The organism is Pelomonas lactea, from assembly GCF_043555885.1.
Classification (GTDB): domain Bacteria; phylum Pseudomonadota; class Gammaproteobacteria; order Burkholderiales; family Burkholderiaceae_C; genus Pelomonas; species Pelomonas lactea.
The window spans coordinates 1-20629 of record NZ_JBIGHX010000009.1; the positions used below are offsets into that span (position 1 = coordinate 1).

Annotated in this window: 14 protein-coding genes and 3 tRNA genes; 3 read left to right on the top strand and 14 right to left on the bottom strand. The window is 69.1% G+C overall.

All coding sequences use genetic code 11. From position 1 onward, the window contains the following. From ACG04Q_RS21095 to ACG04Q_RS21110, 4 genes are all read right to left on the bottom strand, one after another. A partial coding sequence (locus ACG04Q_RS21095) for an elongation factor Tu (RefSeq protein WP_394513355.1) occupies positions 1 to 805 on the bottom strand: 805 nt, incomplete at its 3' end. Positions 806 to 858: 53 nt separating this feature from the next. Further along, a tRNA-Thr gene (locus ACG04Q_RS21100) sits at positions 859 to 933 on the bottom strand. Positions 934 to 1008: 75 nt separating this feature from the next. Then, a tRNA-Gly gene (locus tag ACG04Q_RS21105) sits at positions 1009 to 1082 on the bottom strand. A 50-nt stretch (positions 1083 to 1132) separates the two neighbouring features. Beyond that, a tRNA-Tyr gene (locus tag ACG04Q_RS21110) sits at positions 1133 to 1217 on the bottom strand. 530 nt (positions 1218 to 1747) lie between these two features. Here ACG04Q_RS21110 and ACG04Q_RS21115 point away from each other — a divergent pair. Beyond that, positions 1748 to 4564 (top strand): TonB-dependent receptor, encoded by a 2817-nt coding sequence (locus tag ACG04Q_RS21115; protein ID WP_394513356.1) that lies wholly within the window; start codon positions 1748 to 1750, stop codon positions 4562 to 4564. Between the two features lie 106 nt (positions 4565 to 4670). Further along, complete coding sequence (locus ACG04Q_RS21120; RefSeq protein WP_394513357.1) at positions 4671 to 6275, top strand: tryptophan halogenase family protein; 1605 nt, start codon at positions 4671 to 4673, stop codon at positions 6273 to 6275. On the opposite strand, the gene ACG04Q_RS21125 is transcribed toward ACG04Q_RS21120, so the two are convergent. After that, entirely contained in the window at positions 6263 to 7276 is a 1014-nt protein-coding gene (locus tag ACG04Q_RS21125; protein ID WP_394513358.1) for a cupin-like domain-containing protein, read from the bottom strand. The two genes, ACG04Q_RS21120 and ACG04Q_RS21125, sit on opposite strands and share 13 nt — an antisense overlap. Before the next feature lie 19 nt (positions 7277 to 7295). Continuing rightward, positions 7296 to 8246 carry a cupin-like domain-containing protein gene (locus tag ACG04Q_RS21130; protein ID WP_394513359.1) on the bottom strand — a complete coding sequence of 317 codons (951 nt, stop codon included), beginning with the start codon at positions 8244 to 8246 and terminating at the stop codon, positions 7296 to 7298. 495 nt (positions 8247 to 8741) lie between these two features. Between ACG04Q_RS21130 and ACG04Q_RS21135 the strand changes: the two genes are divergently transcribed. Further along, positions 8742 to 11363 (top strand): TonB-dependent receptor, encoded by a 2622-nt coding sequence (locus ACG04Q_RS21135; RefSeq protein WP_394513360.1) that lies wholly within the window; start codon positions 8742 to 8744, stop codon positions 11361 to 11363. 357 nt (positions 11364 to 11720) lie between these two features. Here ACG04Q_RS21135 and ACG04Q_RS21140 read toward each other — a convergent pair whose 3' ends face one another. The 8 genes from ACG04Q_RS21140 to nagA form a co-directional block, all read right to left on the bottom strand. After that, complete coding sequence (locus ACG04Q_RS21140; RefSeq protein ID WP_394513361.1) at positions 11721 to 12431, bottom strand: DUF6445 family protein; 711 nt, start codon at positions 12429 to 12431, stop codon at positions 11721 to 11723. A 4-nt stretch (positions 12432 to 12435) separates the two neighbouring features. Beyond that, positions 12436 to 13503 carry an acyltransferase family protein gene (locus tag ACG04Q_RS21145; protein WP_394513362.1) on the bottom strand — a complete coding sequence of 356 codons (1068 nt, stop codon included), beginning with the start codon at positions 13501 to 13503 and terminating at the stop codon, positions 12436 to 12438. 241 nt (positions 13504 to 13744) lie between these two features. Next, a complete protein-coding gene (locus ACG04Q_RS21150) occupies positions 13745 to 14884 on the bottom strand; it encodes a glycoside hydrolase family 18 protein (protein ID WP_394513364.1) in 1140 nt (379 codons plus the stop codon). Then, positions 14881 to 15741, bottom strand: a complete 861-nt coding sequence (locus ACG04Q_RS21155) for a glycoside hydrolase family 16 protein (RefSeq protein ID WP_394513366.1) — start codon at positions 15739 to 15741, stop codon at positions 14881 to 14883. Before ACG04Q_RS21155 ends, ACG04Q_RS21150 begins: the two co-directional genes overlap by 4 nt. Further along, on the bottom strand, positions 15738 to 16997 hold the full coding sequence (locus tag ACG04Q_RS21160) for an MFS transporter (protein WP_394513367.1): 1260 nt from the start codon (positions 16995 to 16997) through the stop codon (positions 15738 to 15740). The genes ACG04Q_RS21155 and ACG04Q_RS21160 overlap by 4 nt, the downstream gene beginning before the upstream one ends. Positions 16998 to 17017: 20 nt before the next feature. Beyond that, complete coding sequence (nagZ, locus tag ACG04Q_RS21165) at positions 17018 to 18490, bottom strand: beta-N-acetylhexosaminidase (protein ID WP_394513368.1); 1473 nt, start codon at positions 18488 to 18490, stop codon at positions 17018 to 17020. A gap of 8 nt (positions 18491 to 18498) precedes the next feature. Then, positions 18499 to 19521: an SIS domain-containing protein gene (locus ACG04Q_RS21170; protein WP_394513370.1), complete on the bottom strand. Its 1023-nt coding sequence runs from the start codon at positions 19519 to 19521 to the stop codon at positions 18499 to 18501. Then, positions 19502 to 20629, bottom strand: a complete 1128-nt coding sequence (gene nagA / locus ACG04Q_RS21175; protein WP_394513372.1) for an N-acetylglucosamine-6-phosphate deacetylase — start codon at positions 20627 to 20629, stop codon at positions 19502 to 19504. The genes ACG04Q_RS21170 and nagA overlap by 20 nt, the downstream gene beginning before the upstream one ends.

Sequence of the window (20629 nt, forward strand, 5' to 3'; positions counted from 1 at the left end):
CCAGCAGCTTGCGGAACATTTCGACGCCCGTGACCGTGGTCTTCTGGACTTCGCGGATACCGACGATTTCGATTTCTTCGCCGACCTTGATGATGCCGCGCTCGACGCGACCGGTCACCACGGTGCCGCGACCCGAGATCGAGAACACGTCTTCCACCGGCAGCAGGAAGGCGCCGTCAACGGCACGGTCCGGCTGGGGGATGTAGGTGTCCAGGGCTTCGGCCAGGCGCATGATGGCTTGCTCGCCCAGGTCGCCCGTGTCGCCTTCCAGGGCCAGCTTGGCCGAACCCTTGACGATGGGGGTGTCGTCGCCGGGGAAGTCGTACTTGGACAGGAGTTCGCGAACTTCCATTTCGACCAGCTCGAGCAGTTCGGCGTCGTCGACCATGTCGCACTTGTTCAGGAAGACGATGATGTACTTCACGCCGACCTGACGGGCCAGCAGGATGTGCTCGCGGGTCTGGGGCATCGGGCCGTCAGCGGCCGAGCACACCAGGATGGCGCCGTCCATCTGGGCAGCACCGGTGATCATGTTCTTGACGTAGTCGGCGTGACCGGGGCAGTCCACGTGCGCGTAGTGGCGGTTGGCGGTCTCGTACTCGACGTGCGCGGTGTTGATCGTGATGCCGCGGGCCTTTTCTTCGGGCGCTGCGTCGATCTGGTCGTAGGCCTTGGCCTCGCCACCGAACTTCTTGGACAGCACGGTCGCGATTGCAGCCGTCAGCGTGGTCTTGCCGTGGTCGACGTGACCGATCGTGCCCACGTTCACGTGCGGCTTGGTCCGTTCAAACTTGCCTTTTGCCATCTTGCGCTCCTGAGGCGAACCCGTTGGGACGAGTAGAAAAAAGAAAGAAGTTGTGGTGCCCTTGACGCGGATCGAACGCGTGACCTCTCCCTTACCAAGGGAGTGCTCTACCACTGAGCCACAAGGGCATCGGCACGGGTTTGACGCCAGATGAACTGACCGGCAAACCGGTGTCGACGCTGGCCGACCAAGCCGCTCTCGAGTGGAGCGGGAAACGGGAATCGAACCCGTGTCATTAGCTTGGAAGGCTAAGGTTCTACCATTGAACTACTCCCGCCCTGGGAGCCTTCTCGCCGTCAGACGTCCTCGGCATGCCAATGCATGCTTTGGTGGAGGAGGCTGGATTCGAACCAGCGTACGCAATGCGGGCAGATTTACAGTCTGCTGCCTTTAACCACTCGGCCACCCCTCCTGAGGCAAGCCCGCAACTATAGCACAGAGTTGACGAGGCGCAACAGTCCTCCCGCAAAACGTCAAAACCAGGCCGCACAAGCCGGCGCCGGCGCCCGACGAGCGACAGACCCGCCCTCAAGAAGAGTGCCGCCGCAGGCCGCAGCAAACCACCCCGCACGCAGCTACGGCCGCATGCCAGCAACTGGTTTGCAACCACACAGCAACCAATCCAGCACCAGATCAGGACCAGTCCACTCACAGAACGACGCGCAGTAGCAACAGAACACTGCCCCACACCGTCGTCAGCAAGCAACATCAGCAGCCCCAAAAAGATGCCACTCGAATACCAATAGCATCCGCATCCAGGGGCGCCACGGAGGCGCCGTTCTCAATACGGGCGGGGCAAAGTCGACAGCCACTCGGGAAACCCCCTGCTGTTGACTGGTAGCAAAGTGGCGTTATCAATTGTTAAAGTGGCGTTGCACTGGTCGTGAGCTTGCGCAACAGTCAGCAAGCCTCAACCGGACTGAAGGTGGTATGCATCCATGCATGAGCCACCACTCGCCCGATTTCATTGGCCACAACGAGGAACAGTTCATGAAGGTCAAGCAGACCCCCATCTCGCAGGCGGTGTTCGTCGCCCTGCTCGGCGCCAGCAGTTACGCCATGGCGCAGCAGGCGCCGGCCACGCAACAGCTGGAAACCGTCACCGTCACCGGCATCCGGGCTTCGCAGGAGAAGTCGCTGAGCGTCAAGCGCAACGCCGACACGCACATCGACGTCATCTCGGCCGAGGACATCGGCAAGATGCCGGACAAGAACGTGGCCGACTCGCTGGCCCGCATTCCCGGCGTGACCATCCTGAACAGCCCGTCGGGCGGCTCCGGCGGCTTTGACGAGCGCGACCGTGTGGGCCTGCGCGGCACCAACCCCAGCCTGACGCAGACGCTGCTGGACCGCCACGCCGTCGCCAACGGCGACTGGTTCGTGCTGGACCAGACCGGCGCCGGCGTCGGCCGCTCGGTCAGCTTCTCGCTGCTGCCGTCCGAACTGGTGAGCCGCGTCGAAGTGCACAAGAATGCCTCGGCGTCCGACATCGAAGGCGGGACAGCCGGCTCGGTGAACATCGTCACCCGCAAGCCGCTGGACTTCGCCAAGGCGCTGACGTTTGAGGCCGGCATCGGCGCCGTCTACGCCGACCTAGCCAAGAAGACCGACCCGCAGCTGAGCGCGCTGCTGGCCTGGAAGAACGAATCCAAAACCTTCGGCGTGCTGGTGCAGGCCTTCAACGAGAAGCGTCACCTGCGCCGCGATGGCGTGGAGACTTTCGCCCACGACGGCCTGTTGTCGCTGACCCCGATCAGCACCGACAACAACCCCGACGTCATCGCCCAGAACCCGGCGCTGAAGGGCGTGTTGTTCCCCAACCTGATCGGCGCGGCCTACTTCACGCAGGAACGTGAGCGCAAGGGCGGCGTCATCAGTGCCCAGATCAAGCCGTCCAAGGACGTCGAGATGACGCTGACGGGCATGTCGTCCAAGATGGATGCGGACAACTACAACCGCAACTACATGCTGTCCAACTGGTGGGCGCTGAGCCGCACGCCGGTGCTGTCGGGCACGGCCGTCGATCCGTCGACCAACATCCTGACCAAGGCCAGCTTCACGTTCGCCACGCCGACCAACATCGGCGTGTATGACCTGATCTCGCGCAAGGCCTCGGCCGAGACCAACTTCGTGAACCTGGAGGGTTCGTGGCAGGTCAGCAGTGCGCTGAAGCTGTCGGGCAACGTGGGCACGTCCACGGGCAAGGGCAAAACGCTCTCGCAGGACGTCTTCGAGGGCGACATCCGCGCCACGGGCGGCAGCTACGAGCTCAAGGGCAGCGGCGAAGCGCCCGCGTTCAACTTCACCGGCCTGACCCCGCCGGCTGGCGAAACGGGCACGCCGTTCGGCCTGGACTGGATCTTCGGCGACCAGAACGTCGTCGTGCAGGACAAGGAAACCTGGGCCCAGGTGGACGCCGAATACGCTCTCGACGCCGGCATCCTGAAGAGCCTGAAGTTCGGCGCCCGCAGCGCCCAGCACAAGCGCTACACCGACGGCCCCATCATCGGCCAGGGCCCGAACTGGGGCGCCCCGGTAAAGAACTCCGTCAGCGGTCTGTCCATCGGCCTGACCAACGCACAGTACAACCAAGCCTACCCGGGCAACTTCGGTGAAGGCCTGGGCAGCGGGTTCCCGACGAACATCCGCTTCCCGGATGCTGCGACGCTGGCCGAATACGCCAAGACCGCGGCCGTGCGCCCGATCGAGCGCCGCCGCGTGGCCGCCGAGTACTCCGTGAAGGAAAAGGTCACCGCCGGCTACCTGCAGGGCAACCTGGAAGGCGAAGGCTGGAACGGCAACGTCGGCGTGCGCCTGGTGAACACCAAGACCACGTCGCTGGTCTGGGTGCCCACCAAGGACACCGCAGCGCCGGGCTACGCCATCTCGCCGTGGTGTGATGGCGGCGGCTGCTACCAGACGTTCCGCAACAACAACTACACGGACGTGCTGCCCAGCGCGAGCATCCGCATCGACGTGACGCCCAAGGTCGTCGCCCGCATGGCCCTGTCGCGCACCATCACGCGTCCGGACTACACGGCGCTGTCGGCCAGCCAGGCCACCGGTTCCTACCGCGACATCACCGGCCAGGCAGTCGGCACCGGCACCAGCGGCAACCCCGAGCTGACGCCGATCCGCTCGACCAACTTTGACGCCAATATCGAGTGGTACTTCGCGCCGCGCGCCTTCGTCTCGATGGGTGCTTTCCATATGAACATGGGCAGCTACATCATCGACGGCATCAAGCGCGCCACGCTGCGCACCGAAGTCACGAACGCCCCGACGGGCACCTTCGTGAATGCGCCGTTTGACCTGACCACGCAGATCAACAAGAAAGCCAGCGTCACGGGCCTGGAGTTCGCGTTCGAAACGCCGATCTTCAACAATTTCGGCGTCAGTGCGAACTACACGTATGCCGACGGCCACGACGCCAGCGGTCACGTGCTGCGCGGCTCGGTGAAGCACACTGCCAACCTCGGTGGCTTCTTCGAGAACGACCAGTTCTCGGCCCGCGTGAACTACGGCTACAACTCGGACAACTTCCTGGGCCGCGACCGTGGCACGGACTACTACCAGCGCGGCAGCGCCGTGCTGTCGGCTTCGCTGGGCTACAAGCTCAACGAGAACTTCGCCGTCAGCCTGGATGCTCAGAACCTGAACGACCCGACGCTGAAGTACTACGGCGACTTCAAGTCGGAGCCGCGTGCCATCTACAAGAACGGCCGCCAGTTCTACCTGACCGCCCGCGTCAAGTACTGATGAAGTCAGCGCAGCGCGGAATCCTCGGGTTCCGGCTGCGCCCGGCGCTACCAACAATCCAAGGGGAGCGTGCGCAAGCACGCTCCCCTTCTTCCTTCTGCCGCCCATGACCGACACCGCCACCGTCTTCAACCAGCACATCGCCGCGCGCCCGGCGGGCGGCAGCACGGACAGGCCGCCGCCGGTGCAGCACATCTGTGTCGTCGGCGGCGGCACCGCGGGCTGGATGACGGCGCTGATGCTGGCCACGTCGGCCTACGGCCCGCGACTGAAGGTGACGGTGCTGGAGTCGCCGCAGGTGGGCATCATCGGCGTGGGCGAGGGCTCCACGCCGTGGCTGCGCGGGTTCTTCGACGGGCTGGGCATCGAGGAATCCGAATGGATGCCGGCCTGCAACGCCACCTACAAGAGCGGCATCACGTTCGAGGGCTGGTCCACGCGGCCGGGCTTCGAGCGCTACTTCCACCCGTTCGCGTCGATGCTGGACAACATGACCATGCATCAGTTCGTCGACAACGTGCATGCACGGCTGGACGGTGCCGACGTGCATGCGCACCCGGACCGCTTCTTCGTCGCCGCCGCGCTGGCCCGCCAGGGCCGCGGGCCGCGCGCGAACCACAACTTCCCGTTCGACATCTGGTACGGGTATCACTTCGACGCGACGCTGCTGGGGCAGTTCCTCGGCCGCCAGGCCGTGGCGCGTGGCGTCACGCACCTGCAGCGCCACGTCGCCGAGGTGCAGCTGGATGAACAAGGCAATATCGCCCGGCTTCGCCTCGACGACGGTGATACGCTGGCGGCCGACTTCTTCGTCGACTGCACCGGCTTCTCGTCGCTGCTGATCGGCCAGGCGCTGAAGACGCCCTTCATCTCCTACGCCGAGAACCTGTTCAACGACGCGGCCATCGCGATGCCGACGCCGCTGGACGGCCCCATCGAATCGCAGACCACCGCAACAGCGCTGCGCCACGGCTGGGCATGGAAGATCCCGCTGACGAACCGGCGCGGCAACGGCTACGTCTACAGCCGCGCGCACTGCTCCGCCGACGAGGCCGAGACGGAGCTGCGCCAGCACCTGGGCCTGCTGGACGCCGACGTGCCGGCCCGCCACCTGACGATGCGCGTGGGCCGCATGGCCCGACAGTGGAACCGCAACTGCGTGGCCGTGGGCCTGTCGCAGGGCTTCATCGAACCGCTGGAGGCCACGGCGCTGCTGTTCGTGCAGCGCACGGCCGCGGCGCTGGTCGAGGCGCTGGAGCAGGGCGACGTCGGCCCGGCCGCGCAGGACCGGTTCAACGAGTTCATGCGCGCACGCTTCGAGAACACGCGCGACTACATCGTGGCGCACTACAAGACCAACTCGCGCACGGACACCGACTACTGGCGCGCCAACGCCGAGAACATGCACCTGTCGGAGTCGCTGCAGGGCGTGCTGATGACGTGGATGTCGCGCAAGCCGCTGGCCGCGGGGCTGAAGCAGGGCCGCTTCGGCCAGGGCTATCCCATCGTGTCCTGGTACGCGCTGCTGGCCGGCATGGGCCTGTTCCCGGACGACCTGCAGCCGCCCACGCCGCACCAGGCGCGCCACCGGCTGGACGCGGTGGACGATTTCGTTGCCCGCAGCGCGCTGAACTTCCCCGACCACCGCACGCTACTGGCCGACATCCCGCCGCGCGTGGGCGACCGCACGCTGCAGCTCTACCTCTGGTGATCGAGCCGGCGGGCGATGTCCTGCCGCATGGCAGCGTCGGCGGCTGCATCGACGTCACCAAACAGGTGGCGCTGCCCCTCGGGGATGTGCGCCAGGCCGTCGCCACGCGCGCCAAACACGTAGTGCCCGAACAGCGCCCGCCAGCCCTCGCGTTCGGCATCGGGCAGGTGGCGCAGCGCCAGCATGGCCAGCCGCATCGCGGCCAGGTGCAGGTCGTCGGGCCGGCCCGGCGCGGCCTCGGGCCGCCACCAGTAGTTCACGAGGATGTTCAGGTGCGGCGCCAGCGCCTCGACCTGGTGGAACCACAGCGGCGGGATGTAGATCGCGTCACCCGGCGCCAGCTCGGCGACGACGGCCTGCTGCAGCGCCTCGGCCACCAGCGGAAACTGCGCCGCGTCGGCGCGGTGCAGGTCGGGCACGACGGACATGGGCGCCGGCGTGGGCGCGTAGTCGGGCGGGCCCAGGTACAGCAGCGGCGCGCAGGCCGGCGGCAGCAGCGTGAAGCGGCGCGTGCCGGCGGCGACGACGGCGAGGTTGTGCGAGTCGTCGAAGTGCGCCGGCACGGTCGCGCGGTTGCCGATCCAGATGCGCGGCGCGGCGGACGCGTCCAGCAGCGGCAGCACGTTGGCGAGCTCCAGGCCCGGCAGCGCCTCGGCCACCAGCGCGCTCTGCGCGGCCAGCGCCGGCGGCTCGGGGAAATGGCTGTAGCGCCACAGCTGCTCGAACAGCGCCGCGTAGGGCCGCCTGTCGCGCGTGAAGTTGAAGCCGTCCAGCGCGGGCTTGTACGTGAAGGCCCGCGTGGCGTCGGGCCGGGCCAGCACGGCATCCACGGGCTGGCCGCCGTCGAAGCTCATCAGGTACTGCAGGCAGGGCGCCAGGCCCGCCCGGCCCTGCGCCACCAACGGCCAGTCGCCCGCCACGCCGCGCAGCACCACGGGCTCGTAGGCCGGCACCACGTCGCGCTCGAAGCGCTCGCGCGTGACGCCGTGGAGTTCCTTCATCGCCCGCATGCCGCGCCCCTCACTGGCGGCGCGCCAGTGCGCCCTGCCAGGCCGCGGGCACATGGGCGCCGGGGTCCTGCTCGCGCTGCACCACGTAGTGGCCGAACATCGCGGCCCAGGCGTCGCGCTGCGCCGGCGGCAGCGCGTTCAGCACCTGCACGGCCTGCATGAAGGTGGCCGCCGGGCTGGGCAGACGCCGGTCGCCCTCCACGGGCCACCAGTAGTTGACGAGCAGGTTGACCTTCTCCAGCGCCTCCACCTGGTGGAACCACAGCGGCGGGATGTAGAGCGCGTCGCCGGGCGCCATCTCCACCACGCGCGCCGCCGCCAGCGCGTCGCGCCAGCGCGGGTAGCGCGCGAAGTCCGGCGCCTTGGGGTGCACCACCGAGATCGGCGCGCCGGACGGCGTGTGCTCCAGCGGCCCGATGTACAGGTTGCCGACCTGCTCTGGCGCGAACAGCGTGAAGCGGCGCCGGCCGGCCACGACGCAGGCCAGGTTGTACGGGTGGTCGTGGTGCACGGGCACCGTCAGCGCATTGCCCAGCCAGAAGTTGGGCACCACGCCGGGCAGCGCCGGCAGCGGGTTCTCGTCCAGGAAGCCGGGGATGACGTCGCTGACCTTGGCGCATTGCGCGGCAATGGCCGGCGCGCCGTCCAGCGGCAGGTAGGCCGCCAGGTTGGCCATGAACTCGGCCAGCGTCATGCGCGCCTTCACGAACGCGAAGTCGGTCAGGTCGTCGTTGTAGCCCATGACGCCCTGCGCCGCGGCGCGCGTCTTGGTGGCGAACACCGGCACGCCGCGGTCCAGGCGGGCCAGGTAGTCGCAGATGCCCAGCGGCGCCGAGCGGCAGGCACGCACCGCCGGCCAGTCGCGCACGAGGCCCGGCAGCAGCACCGGCTCGGCGCACTGCTCCAGGCGCTGCCGCAGCGTCGGCAGGTCGGCCACCGGCCAGGTGGCAACGGGCGTCATGCGGGCCGGCCGGCGGCGTGGCGCGGGCCTGGGAGGCAAGGGGTCATCGGGTCGTTCATGGGGCGAGCCGCCATTGTCCCGGCGGCCGGCCGGCCCGGCCACGGCCAAAACCCTGGAAAGCCAGACCAAAAACAGTCCACCTTCACGATGGGCAAAAACTGATAGCGCAACCCAGGTTCGGCGGCGCCGATTTTCGTCGCCAGCGCACAACATGGGTGCACCCGAACAACTCAACCACTTAGATACCAGTTTGCCTGCCGGCGCCTGAATCTTCGTGAGAAGGCCGAACTTTTGGCATCCCCCTCCCATGAGCCACCCGGGTAACTACCATGTCTTAATTGGTAGCAAAGTGGATTTGTCACTCCCTATAGTGGTCTCGCACTGGTCGCATCTCGCTCAGACGAGAGCCCCGCTGCAACCGGACTCATGGTGGTACTCGACCCAGCGGTCGGCGCCGCCGCCACCCGCCCTCTGACCACAACAAGGAACCAGTTCATGAAGGTCAAGCTGACCCCCATCGCGACCGCCGTGTCGCTGACGCTGCTGAGCAGCGCGCTCGCCGTGCAGGCGCAGGAGGCCGCACCGGCGGCGTCCACGCAGCTCGAACAAGTCGTCGTCACCGGCATCCGCGCCTCGCTGCAGAGCGCCGCCACGATCAAGAAGAACGCGTCCGCCGTCGTCGACGCCGTGTCGGCCGAGGACGTGGGCAAGCTGCCCGACTCCGACGTGGGCCAGGCGCTGGGCCGCATCCCCGGCGTGTCCGTGGGCCGCGCGTTCGGCCAGGGCGCCTCGGTGTCCATCCGCGGCTCCGACCCGCAGATGACCTACACCACGCTGAACGGCCAGACCGTCGCGTCCACCGGCTGGTACGACCAGATGGACATCGACCGCTCGTTCAACTACTCGCTGCTGCCGGCCGAGCTGATCGGCGGCATGGAGGTCTACAAGTCCTCGCAGGCCAACCTGACCGAAGGCGGCATCGGCGGCACGGTCATCGTCAAGACCCGCAAGCCGCTGGACCTGGACCCGAACACGGTGTTCCTGAGCACGCGCTACAGCCGCAGCACCATCAGCGACCCCGAGAAGGAAGTCTCCGGCCTCTACAGCTGGCGCACGGCTGACCGCCGCTTCGGCGCGCTCATCGCCGGCGGCATCTCCAAGGGCAACTACATCCGCAACGGCGTGGAGGCCGACAGCCGCTGGAACAGCGACGTGGCGCCCACCGCCTTCGTGCAGGACCGCAAGCGCACCGCCATCAACGTGGCGCTGCAGGCGCGCCCGGTGGACGGCCTGGAGCTGGGCCTGAACGTGCTGAAGATGAAGCTGGACGCCGACGCGTCCAACTCCAGCGACTACCTGATGCACGACGCGAACTGCGACAAGCGCAGCAGCATCGACATGTGCCTGCACAGCACGACGACGGCCGCCAAGCCGCTGCCGCACAAGTTCTTCCAGGTCTGGGCCCGCGGCGCCAGCATGGACTCCAACAGCGTCGTCGCCGACGCGCACTACAAGATCGACAACGCCAAGTTCGACCTGGTGCTGGGCAACACCCAGGCCAAGGGCGGCACGTCGCTGACGACCAACTACCAGACGGCCGCCTTCGACGGCGCCGCCGGCCCGTTCACGCGCCCCAACTGGCAGGGCACCATCGACGCCACCGGCCACCAGATCAGCATCAACCCGACGTCCAACCAGTCCTGGGGCCTGAGCTCGCTGCCGGCGAGCATGACGCCGGAAAGCTGGGCCACGTCGGCCGGCCCGAACAAGGACAAGGAGAAGTTCGGCCAGCTGGATGCGACCTTCAACGTGGACTGGGGCGTCATCAGCGCGTTCAAGGCCGGCGTGCGCCTGGCCGACCACACGTTCGAGAAGCGCAGCTTCCGCCCCATCTGGGCCGGCACCATCGCCTCGGCGCCCACCAGCTCGCTGTTCAGCGGCTCGGTGGACGTGGCGAGCTGGTCCATCCCGCGCGCGGACGTGAGCGCGATGCTGAACAACACGCGCAAGAGCATCACCGCCTGGACGGAAGACCGCTCCGGCTACGGCGAGCTCAACGAGAAGAACCGCTCGGCCTACGGCATGTTCGAGTTCGACACCGAGGGCCTGCGCGGTAACTTCGGCCTGCGCTACATCTCCACGACGGTCAAGGGCCTGGGCTACGCGGTCGACAAGACCGGCACCTCGCCCAAGGACGGGTATGACAGCAACGTCGGCTTCGCCAAGACGCTGTCCAGCGTCAGCACCACCTACAACGACGTGCTGCCCAGCCTGAACGTCGCGTTCGACCTGCGCAAGGACCTGGTGCTGCGCGCGACGGCCTCGCAGGCCATCACGCGCCCCAACTTCGCGAACATGTTCCCGATCACGCTGTCGGGCTTCAATGACGACCGGTCCAACAACGAGACCTGGACCTTCGGCGACGTGGGCCTCAAGCCCATGAAGTCCAGCCAGGCCGACATCGGCGTGGAGTACTACTACGGCAAGGGCAACCTCGTGTCGGCGACGTACTTCCTGAAGGACATCTCCAACTTCGTGACGGCGCTGATCACGCCCGACCAGCAGATGGGCCTGGTGGACCCGGTCACCAAGAAGGACAACTGGACGGTGCAGCGCTACGTGAACGCCGGCGGCGCCACCATCCGCGGCATCGAGCTGCAGGCCAACCACGGCTTCAGCAACGGCTTCGGCGTCAGCGGCAACTACACCTTCACCGAAGGCAAGGCGCCGGCCAGCAGCTACCTGGACGCGCTGGGCGTGTTCACGCAGGCCTCCAAGCACAACGTCAACCTGGTCGGCTACTACGAGGACGCCAGCTACACCGCCCGGCTGGCCTACAACTGGCGCTCCAAGTACATGATCCGCGAAGGCGCCTTCTGGTATGGCAACCGCATGCACGACGCGTTCGGGTCGCTGGACGCCTCCTTCGGCTGGAACATCAACAAGTCGCTCAAGCTGAGCCTGGACATCGTCAACCTGCTGAAGGACGACGATGTGCAGTACGGCGCCGCGGCGGCCAGCAACACGGCCATCAAGACGCCGCTGCGCGCCGGCTTCCCGGCCTGGTCCTTCCAGGGCGAGACGACCTACAAGCTGGGCCTGACCGCCAAGTTCTGATCCCTGACCGCTTGTCTCCTTCAAGCCCGGCAGCCGCCGGGCTTTTTTTTTGGCTCGTCGCGCCTTGGCTGGTGACCACACGGCGGCGCCCTGAATTCCGACTGGTTTGGGATGGGCTGGGGCGCACAGGCGCGCAATTGCTCCGTGTCCCCCGGCCCGCTACGCGGACCTCCTCCTTTACCTGCGCAATTGCGCGCCTGTACGCCCCAGCGACGCCACCACGGCTTGTCTCGACGAAGGCGGGACGCAAGGCAGCGAGCGGCTGGGCAGGCATGCCCAGCCTCCCGCCCAACCTGATCCGGCAGGCATCACCGGACAACGCGCCAAGAGCCTTCTCTCGCTCTGCGCCGCAACGACTCAGAAGTCGTAGAAGGTGTTGACCGTCAGCCGGCCCTGGCGCGGGTCGCTGGCCAGCCCGGCGGCCGGGCGGACGATGGCCGAGTGCAGCAGGCTGCCGCGGTAGATGGCCAGCCGGTTGAAGCGCGCGGGCAGCATGCCCAGCAGCTCGAAGCGGTCATCCGAGTCGCCGAAGTAGCGCGGCGGCGGCGCGCGGCCGTCGACCTCGGCGTAGACCTGCTCGCCGTAGGCCTCGCGGTTGCCGGCCGTGATCTGCTGCAGGCCACTGGCGCGGTGGCGGTAGAACGCCGTGCCCCCATGCTTCTCGTCGCACAGGTACAGCAGCACGGCCATGTAGTGCGGCGTGCTGGCGTCGAAATGCGGCACGCGCTGCAAGAGGCCCAGGTCGTGCGGCGCCACCGTCGTCAGCGAGAACGCGCAGGGCGTCTTCTTCAGCGGCAGCGCCTCGGGCACGCCGAAGTTGACGCGGATCAGCGGGTCCATCAGCGCCGTCAGGCTCTCGGTGTAGGCCCGCGGCGCCGGCGCGCGCACGCCGGGGTAGCCGCGGCGCTCGTCGGCGCCCGGGCAGGGCTGAAACGCGGCCTGGCAGGCGGCGTCGACAAGCGCCTGCGGGTCGTCGAGGAAGTCGTCGATGAAGACGACCTGGTGCTCGCCCACCCGCACGGAGCGGATGTCCGGCGGCATGCGGATGGCGAAAGGATCGCCCGCCATGGCCTCAGATCTTCCAGTACCAGCCGCGCCGGTCCAGCACCCAGACGATGACGGCCCAGACGGCCACGAAGGCCAGCGCGAACGACAGCGACTGCGCCTCGGGCCCCAGCCGTGCGCCCACCGGCGCGAACACGCCGCGGTACAGCGGCGCCATCCAGCCCGTGGCCGCCAGCAGCACGGTGCACATCCAGGCCCCGGCATAGGCGCCGATGGCGTTCAGCCCGAACGCGCGGCCCCAGGGGCGGTGGCCCAGGCGGTCCATCCAGCCATGCGCGGCAGCCAGCGCGATGGAGGCCAGGCCGCCGGTCCACAGCACGAAGGACGGCGTCCACAGCGGCTTGTTCCACGGCAGCCAAGTCGACCACCACCAGCCCACCGCGGCCGCCGCCACGCCGGTCAGCAGCAGTGCGCGCGGCTGCCCGCGCCGCAGCAGCCCGCCGCACAGCAGCCCGAACACCGTCGTCGCCAGCGCGCCCAGCGTGGACAGCACGCCCTCGGGGTCGAACGCGATGCCGGTCTGCGCATTCCATTCATAGGCGAAGCGGCCCAGCACGGCCGTGTCCACGCGCTGCGCGAGGCTGCCCGCCTTCTCCAGCGGGCCGCCCCACTGCAGCAGCGCGGCGTAGCCGGCCAGCAGCGCCGCCAGCAGCAGCCATTGCCCGCGCACGCGCAGCTGGATCGCCACCAGGCCCACGGCGATGAAGCACAGGCCGATGCGCTGCAGCACCCCCAGCGCACGGAACTCGGGCTTGTGCATCAGCCACCAGGCCAGCAGGTGCAGCACGAGACCCAGCGCGACGATGCGCAGCCCGCGCTGCACGACGCCGGCCCGCAGCCTCGCCACGTCGGCCCCGGCGTCCACGCGCGGCCCCAGTGCCAGCGCGGTGGACACGCCGACGATGAACAGGAAGAACGGGAAGATCAGGTCGGTGGGCGTGCAGCCATGCCAGGCGGAATGCTCCAGCGGCGCGTAGACATGCCCCCAGTCGCCCGGGTTGTTGACCAGCAGCATGGCCGCCACGGCCAGGCCGCGCAGCGCGTCGACCGAGGCGATGCGACGAGCAGAGTTCATCGAAGACCCTTCAACAGGATGTATTCCGGGCCGAGCGCCGGGCCGCCCCAAGCCGGCCCGCCTGAGGCCGCTGACGGCTCAATGCCGTCGGTGGCCTCGTCCCCTTGGGGGCTGAGGCCGGACATGGTGCGCCCGGCGGGCGCGCCGTGCCTGCCGAAGGGCTGCGGCCCAGGCCGCAGCGCGGTCTGCAAGACCGACCAGGTTTGCCCGCGTTCAGCGCGGCAAGACTGGGCGACGGGCATCACCTCGCCATCAGATTCATCGCGTCCAGCAACCGGCCGTCGTCCTGCGTCAGCTCCCACGCGAACACGCCGGCCAGGCCGGCCCGCTTCGCGAACGCGACCTTGGCGCGCACGGCACGCGGGTCGTCGTAGCCGACGAACCGGCCGTTGCCCACCATGGCCCAGGACTGCGTGGCCTTGTCGAAGCGCGGCTTCATGCCCTGCGCCTTCAGCGCGTCGATGTCCTTGAACGCGACGGACCCGTCAGCATTGGGCCAGGGCTTGTCGTAGCTGCCGTCGGCCTTCACGCCGTCAAAGCCGCGGCCGTACATCGCCACGCCGGCCACCATCTTGGCGGCGGGCACGCCGGCGGCCTTCAGGCCGGCCACCTGCGCCTCCAGGCTGGCGTCGCTGCCGGGCCGGGCGCTGCGCAGCGCGGTGTGGTTGCCGGCGTGCTTGGTCCACGGGCCGGTGAAGTCGTAGGTCATCATGAAGACGAGGTCCAGCGACGCCGCCGCGCGGCCCATGGGCATGCGGGCCAGCTGCTCGCGGGACGAGTTGATGGCCACCGTCAGCGCGTAGCGCCGGCCGGTGTCGCGGCCCAGCGTGTCCAGGCCTGTGCGCAGGTCCTGCAGCAGCGCCACGAAGTGTTCGCCGTCGGCCGGGCTGCCCAGCTGCACGCCGTTGGACGCGCCGTTGTTGCCGGGGTGCTCCCAGTCGATGTCCAGCCCGTCGAAGCCCGGGTGTGCGCGCAGCCAGTCGGTTGCGTGCTTCACGAAGGCCGCGCGGCCAGCGGCCGTGGCGGCGAGGTGGAAGAACGGGTCCGACCCGCCCCAGCCGCCCACCGAGGCCAGCACCTGCACCGCCGGGTCGCGTTGCTTCAGGCGCTGGAACGCTGCGGAGAACGTGTCCTGATCGGCATGCGGCGCGATGCTGAAGCCGGGCTTGCCCGCGCAGGCGGCGGCCTCCTCCTTGCGCTGGCCTTCGCCGCAGATCAGCAGGAAGGCGTACAGGATGTGCGACACGCGGCCGGGCTTCAACTGCTCGACGACGCCCACGCCGCGCTCGGCCAGGATGTAGGTGCCGACGACAGGCTGGGCCTGCGCCTGCACGGTGACGGCGGCAGCCAGCGCCAGCGCGGCGATCAGGATCTTCCTCATAGGTTGCACTCGCTCTTCAGCCCCGCATCGGGCACGGTGTCCTGGCGCGCCACGCCCTGCTTGCGCAGTTGCTCGGCACGCGCCTGCATCGCGTCGGGCTCGACGGACTTGCCGGCCTGGTGCAGCACCCAGTCGACGTCGAACTGGTACTCACGCGGCGCACCGGCCACGGCGCCCGCGGCCAGCCAGTGGTTGAAGCTGATGGCCATGGGCTTGGCCGGCACGTTGCGGCCGGTGTGTTCGCCCAGCAGCCGGCCGTTGACGTAGTGGCGCGTGCGCGTGGCCTCCACCTGCACCGTCAGCAGCTGCCAGCCGTCAAAGGAACCGGGCAGCTGCGACGCCTGGTTGAACGACTGCCAGGGGTCCACGCGTACGGTCTGCCAGCTGACGCCGTACAGCCGCGTGTCGGGGCTGCCCCAGCCGCCGTGCGGCAGGTACTCGAAGTCGACCTCGCTGAAGTCGGGGTCGTAGTCGTGGCGCAGAGGGCTGGCCAGGTAGAAGGCCTGCACGATGGGGTCGCGCGAGCCGGCCGTGTCGCGCAGCCGCACGCGAGCCGTCGTCGTGCCGATGAGGAACTTGCGCGCCGCGCACAGCTGCGCCAGCGTGGTGTTGGCCGGCGTGCCGTCGGTCGTCAGCTTGAGCCTGAGCAGGCCGCCGTCCAGCGCGAGCTGAGCCGGGGAGAAGCGCGAGCCCGGCAGGCCCGGGTGGCCCGTGCCGTCGCGCAGCACCCAGCCGCTGGCGCGCAGCGCGTCGAGATCCTTCTGCGAGAAGTCGTCGAAGTACTCGCCCCAGGTCGACGTCGCCAGCGCCGGCGCCGCGGCCAGCAGCAGGCCGGTGGTCAGGACAGCGGCCCTCATGCCGGCACCGCCTCGGCCTGCACCTTGTCGCCACGCGGCATAGGCACCCACAGCAGCAGCAGCAGCGGCAGCACGCCGCAGGCGATGGTCCACGCGAAGAAATGCTCGTAGCCCACGCTGACCTGGATGTCGCCGCTGATGAACTTGGCGAAGATGAAGCCCAGCTGCATGACGCCCGAGCCCAGCGCGTAGTGGGCCGTCTGGTAGCGGCCCGGCGCCACGGCCTGCATGATGTACAGGATCATGCCGACGAAGCCGAAGCCGTAGCCCAGCATCTCGATGCCGACGGCCGCGCCGATGTGGATCATGTCCTGCGGCAGCGCGCTGGCCAGGTAGTAGAACGTCGCGTTGGGCACCATCATCGCGATGAGCAGCAGCGGCATCGCGCGCTTCAGGCCCAGCGCGCTGGTCAGGTAGCCGCCCAGCACCGAGCCGACGAGGAAGGCTCCCGTGCCCACCCAGCCATAGACGTCCGCGACCTGCCCCGTCGTCAGGCCCAGGCCGCCCTTGTCGCGGGCTTCCAGCAGGAACAGCGGGCCGATGGTCTGCACCTGGCCTTCGGCGAGGCGGAACAGGATGATGAACAGCACGGCCAGCCAGATGCCGGGCTTGCTGAAGAAGTCGCTGACGACATCCTTCAGCATGGCCGCGACGCCTGAGGCCGTCAGGTCGCTGTGCTCGGTGCTCAGCGTGCCGGGCAGGAACTTGGCGTTGTAGGTGGCCAGCACGGTCACCAGCACGCACAACAGCAGGAACACGCTGGACCACGCGTTGAACGCGCCGACCTGGCCTTCCAGATAGCCCGCCAGCTTCAGCACCACGCCCGTGATGAAGAAGCGCGCACCGTTGAAGAACGCACCCTGCCAGCCCGCGTAGCTGGCCTGGCGCTTGCTGTCCAGCGACGCCATGTAGAGGCCGTCGCAGGCGATGTCGTGCGTGGCCGACGCGTAGGCGATCAGGAACAGCACGATGATGGCCGCGCCGAACCAGTGCGGCAGGTGCAGCGCCAACGCCATCAGGCCCAGGCCGGCGGCACCCACGTACTGCGCGGCGACGACGATGAGCTTCTTGCTGCGCAGCAGTTCCAGGAACGGGCTCCACAGCGGCTTGATGGCCCAGGCCAGGCCCAGCACCGCCGTCCAGCGCGCGATCTGGTCGTTGGCCACACCCAGGTTCTTGAACATCAGGCCCGCGATGAGCATGACGACGAAGAACTGCATGCCCTGCACGAAGTACAGGGTCGGGATCCACCGCATGGGTGTCTTGACCTGCTCCATCACTGCAGCCCTTGCGGCGCGTGCCCGGTGGCCTGCGTGCGGCCCTCCAGCCACGCCTTGAGCGCGGCCAGCGCGCCCGGTGCGAAGCCCCAGCTCAGCACCGTGGGGCCGGCGACGTCCAGCGCCTGGTAGGGGTTCCACAGCGACAGGTGCAGGTCGGGCCGCCACTCGGCAGCCGTGAGGCCGTAGCGCGCGCGGCGCGTGGACACCAGCACGTTGACGCGACCGTCCTGCGGCACGCGGCGCCAGTCCAGCAGCGCGATGTCGTCCACCATCTGCACCTGGGCGTCGGTGAACGCGTCGAACAGTGCGACCGCCTGGCGGCCCGTGGGGCCGGCCTCGGAGACCATGTCGGTGGGCACGTCGCCCTGCACGATGACGCGGATGGGCGCAGACAGCGCCGGCGGCCTGGCGCCACGCAGCGCGGTCAGGCCGGCGGCCCAGGCCTCGGCCATCAGCGCGTGGTCGGACGCACGCGCGGCGGCATCGCCCACCACGCGGGCCGGGTAGGCCGCGGCCAGCTTGTCCAGCCGCGCGTTGGCGACCTCGCCCTGCTGCGCCGTCAGCCGGCCGCTGGCGAAGGCATCGCGCAGCGCGTTGATGGCCACCAGCTGCTCGGCCAGCGAGCCCTGCGCCAGCACCATGTCAGCGCCGGCCTCAATGGCCATCACGGCGCTCTTGGCGTAGCCGAAGCGCTCGGCCACGGCCTTCATCATCAGGGCGTCGGTGATGACGACACCGTCGTAGCCCCAGTCGCGGCGCAGGATGCCGCCCAGCAGCTCGGGCGACAGCGTGGCCGGCCGCTCGGGGTCGATCTGCGGGTAGACGATGTGCGCCGTCATCATGGCCGGCGCCTGACCGGCCAGCGCCTTGAACGGCGCCAGCTCCAGCGCGTCCAGCTCGGCGCGGCTCTTGTCCACCGTGGGCAGCGCGTGGTGCGAGTCCACATGCGTGTCGCCGTGCCCGGGGAAGTGCTTCACGCAGCAGGCCACGCCGGCCGACAGCGAGCCGCGCATCCACGCCGCGGCCAGGCAGCTGACCTCCGCCGGGTCATTGGAGAAGCTGCGCTCGCCGATGACCGGGTTGGCCGGGTTGTTGTTGACGTCCAGCACCGGCGCGAAGTTCCAGTTGATGCCCAGCGACTTCAGCCCGCGCGCGACGGCCGCGCCCACGGCCTCGGCCCGCGCGGCGTCGCCGCTGGCGCCCAGCGCCATGGCCGACGGCGGCTGCGGCAGGAACGTGGCGCGCACGACGGCGCCGCCTTCCTGGTCGATGCCGATGAGCGCCTCGGGGCCCAGCACGTCGATGAGGTCGCTGACCAGCGCCCTCACCTCGTCCTCGGTGCCGAGGTTCTTGCGGAACAGGCAGACCGAACGGATCTTCTGCTCGCGCAGGAAGGCGGCGGTCTCGGCGTCGAGGCTCTGGCCCGGGATGTCGACCATCACGAGGCGGCCGGGATCGAAGTTGCTCATGGCAGTCCTCAGTGAGTCTTGGTGACCTTGGCCAGGTTGGGCGGCACGTCAGGGTTGAAGCCGCGGGCCCGCGCCAGCGCTTCCACCATCGGGTAGAAGCTCTGCACCAGCGCGATGGGGTCGAGGTCTTCGTTGCCGGTCGTGACCAGGGGCAGCTCGGCGCCCGGCGTGCCGATGGGGGCCGCCAGCAGCACGCGGCCGCCGCGCTGGCGCATCTCGTCGGCAATGGCCAGCAGGCCGGCCTGCGCCGGGCCGCGCGGCGCGAACACCAGCAGCGGGTAGCCGTCGCGCACCAGCGCCATCGGGCCGTGCTTGACCTCGGCGCCCGAGAACGCCTCGGCCTGGATGCCGCAGGTTTCCTTCAGCTTCAGCGCCGCTTCCATCGCGACGGCCAGGCCCGTGCCGCGGCCCAGCACGAACAGGCGGTTCTCTTCCTTCAGCACCGGCAGCGCAGCGCTCCAGTCCTGCTTGGCCGCCTGCTCCAGCGCGATGGGCAGCACGTTCAGCGCGGCACGCAGCGCGTCGTCCTGCTGCCACGCGGCCACGACGCGCGCGCCGGCCACCAGTTGCGCGATGTAGCTCTTCGTGGCGGCCACGCTCTTCTCGGGGCCGGCATGCAGCTCGAACACATGCTCGGCCGCGGCCGCCAGCGGCGAGCCGCTGGCGTTGACGAAGGCCACCGTGCGCGCACCGCCGGCGCGGAAGAACTGCGTCGGCGCGATCAGGTCGGGGCTCTGGCCCGACTGCGAGAACGCCAGCGACAGCAGGCTCTCGCAGTGGATGCGGCTCTGGTACAGCGTGATCAGCGACATGGGCAGCGACGTGACCAGCCGGCCCAGCCGCGCCATGACGAGATACGCCAGGTAGTGGGCGGCGTGGTCGGAGCTGCCGCGCGCGATGGTCAGCACGCTGGTGGGCGGCACCTCCTGCAGCGCCTGGCCCAGGCGGGCGTAACTCAGCGGGTCGGCGGCCAGCTGGCGGGCCACCACGTCCGGCGCACTCAGCGCCTCCTCAAGCATCAGCGACGACATCGATCTCCTCACCTTCCACAAACACGCGCCGCAGCGCGAGCCCGGCATCCATCACGACCACATCCGCCCACGCACCCACGGCCAGCCGGCCTCGGTCCGCGAGGCCCAGGTAATCCGCCGCAGCGGTCGCCACGCGCCGCACGGCGTCGGGCAGCCGCAGGTCCAGCTTGTGCACGAGGTTGCGCAGCGCCTGGTCCATCGTCAGCGCGCTGCCGGCCAGCGTGCCGTCGGGCAGGCGCACGCCGCCCAGGCACTTCTGCACCATGTGCTCGCCCAGGCGGTACTCGCCATCGGGCATGCCGGCCGCGGCCGTCGAGTCGGTCACGCAGAACAGGTGGGGAATGCAGCGCAGCGCGGCGCGGATGGCGCCAGGGTGCACGTGCAGCAGGTCGGGAATGAGCTCGGCATGCTGGCCATGGGCCAGTGCCGCGCCCACCATGCCGGGCTCGCGGTGATGCAGGCCCGTCATGGCGTTGAAGAGGTGGGTGAAGCCCGACGCGCCGGCGTTCAGCGCGGCCACGCCGTCGTCGTAGCTGCCGTTGCTGTGGCCGATCTGCACGCGGATGCCGGCGTCGCGCAACGGGCCGATAAGGGCCAGGTGCCCTTCCATCTCCGGCGCGAGGGTCAGCACCTTGATGGGGGCCAGCGCGTTCAGCCGCAACACCTCGTCCAGCGTGGCCGGGATGGCGTAGGCGGGCTGCGCGCCCAGCCGCCCCGGGCTGATGTAGGGCCCTTCAAGGTGCACGCCCAGCACGCGCGCCGACTGCGCGCCGCGCTCGCGGCACACCGGCCCCAGCGCGCGCAGCGCCGACTCGATGTCGGCCAGCGGCGCCGTCATCGTCGTCGCCAGCAGGCCGGTCGTGCCATGCCGCACATGGCGGCGCGCGATGGCATCGATCGCGTCACCGCCCTCCATCGTGTCGCGGCCGCCGCCGCCGTGCACATGGATGTCGATGAAGCCGGGCAGCAGCACGGGCCGGCCGCGCTCGCCCGCCCGTTCTGCCGCGATGGGCGTGCCGTGCACGGCCTGGATGCGGCCGTTCGCAAGGTCCAGGTGGCCGGCGATCACGCCCTGCGGCGTGACGATGTCGCCTTCGAGTCGTGTCAC

Bases quoted from the DNA above. Each gene is read 5' to 3' on its own strand.
- ACG04Q_RS21130 (WP_394513359.1), bottom strand. From the start codon at position 8,246: ATGACGCCCGTTGCCACCTGGCCGGTGGCCGACCTGCCGACGCTGCGG.
- ACG04Q_RS21140 (WP_394513361.1), bottom strand. From the start codon at position 12,431: ATGGCGGGCGATCCTTTCGCCATCCGCATGCCGCCGGACATCCGCTCC.
- ACG04Q_RS21120 (WP_394513357.1), top strand. From the start codon at position 4,671: ATGACCGACACCGCCACCGTCTTCAACCAGCACATCGCCGCGCGCCCG.
- ACG04Q_RS21145 (WP_394513362.1), bottom strand. From the start codon at position 13,503: ATGAACTCTGCTCGTCGCATCGCCTCGGTCGACGCGCTGCGCGGCCTG.
- ACG04Q_RS21115 (WP_394513356.1), top strand. From the start codon at position 1,748: ATGAGCCACCACTCGCCCGATTTCATTGGCCACAACGAGGAACAGTTC.
- ACG04Q_RS21160 (WP_394513367.1), bottom strand. From the start codon at position 16,997: ATGCGGTGGATCCCGACCCTGTACTTCGTGCAGGGCATGCAGTTCTTC.
- ACG04Q_RS21155 (WP_394513366.1), bottom strand. From the start codon at position 15,741: ATGAGGGCCGCTGTCCTGACCACCGGCCTGCTGCTGGCCGCGGCGCCG.
- ACG04Q_RS21135 (WP_394513360.1), top strand. From the start codon at position 8,742: ATGAAGGTCAAGCTGACCCCCATCGCGACCGCCGTGTCGCTGACGCTG.
- ACG04Q_RS21150 (WP_394513364.1), bottom strand. From the start codon at position 14,884: ATGAGGAAGATCCTGATCGCCGCGCTGGCGCTGGCTGCCGCCGTCACC.
- ACG04Q_RS21125 (WP_394513358.1), bottom strand. From the start codon at position 7,276: ATGAAGGAACTCCACGGCGTCACGCGCGAGCGCTTCGAGCGCGACGTG.
- ACG04Q_RS21170 (WP_394513370.1), bottom strand. From the start codon at position 19,521: ATGTCGTCGCTGATGCTTGAGGAGGCGCTGAGTGCGCCGGACGTGGTG.
- nagZ (WP_394513368.1), bottom strand. From the start codon at position 18,490: ATGAGCAACTTCGATCCCGGCCGCCTCGTGATGGTCGACATCCCGGGC.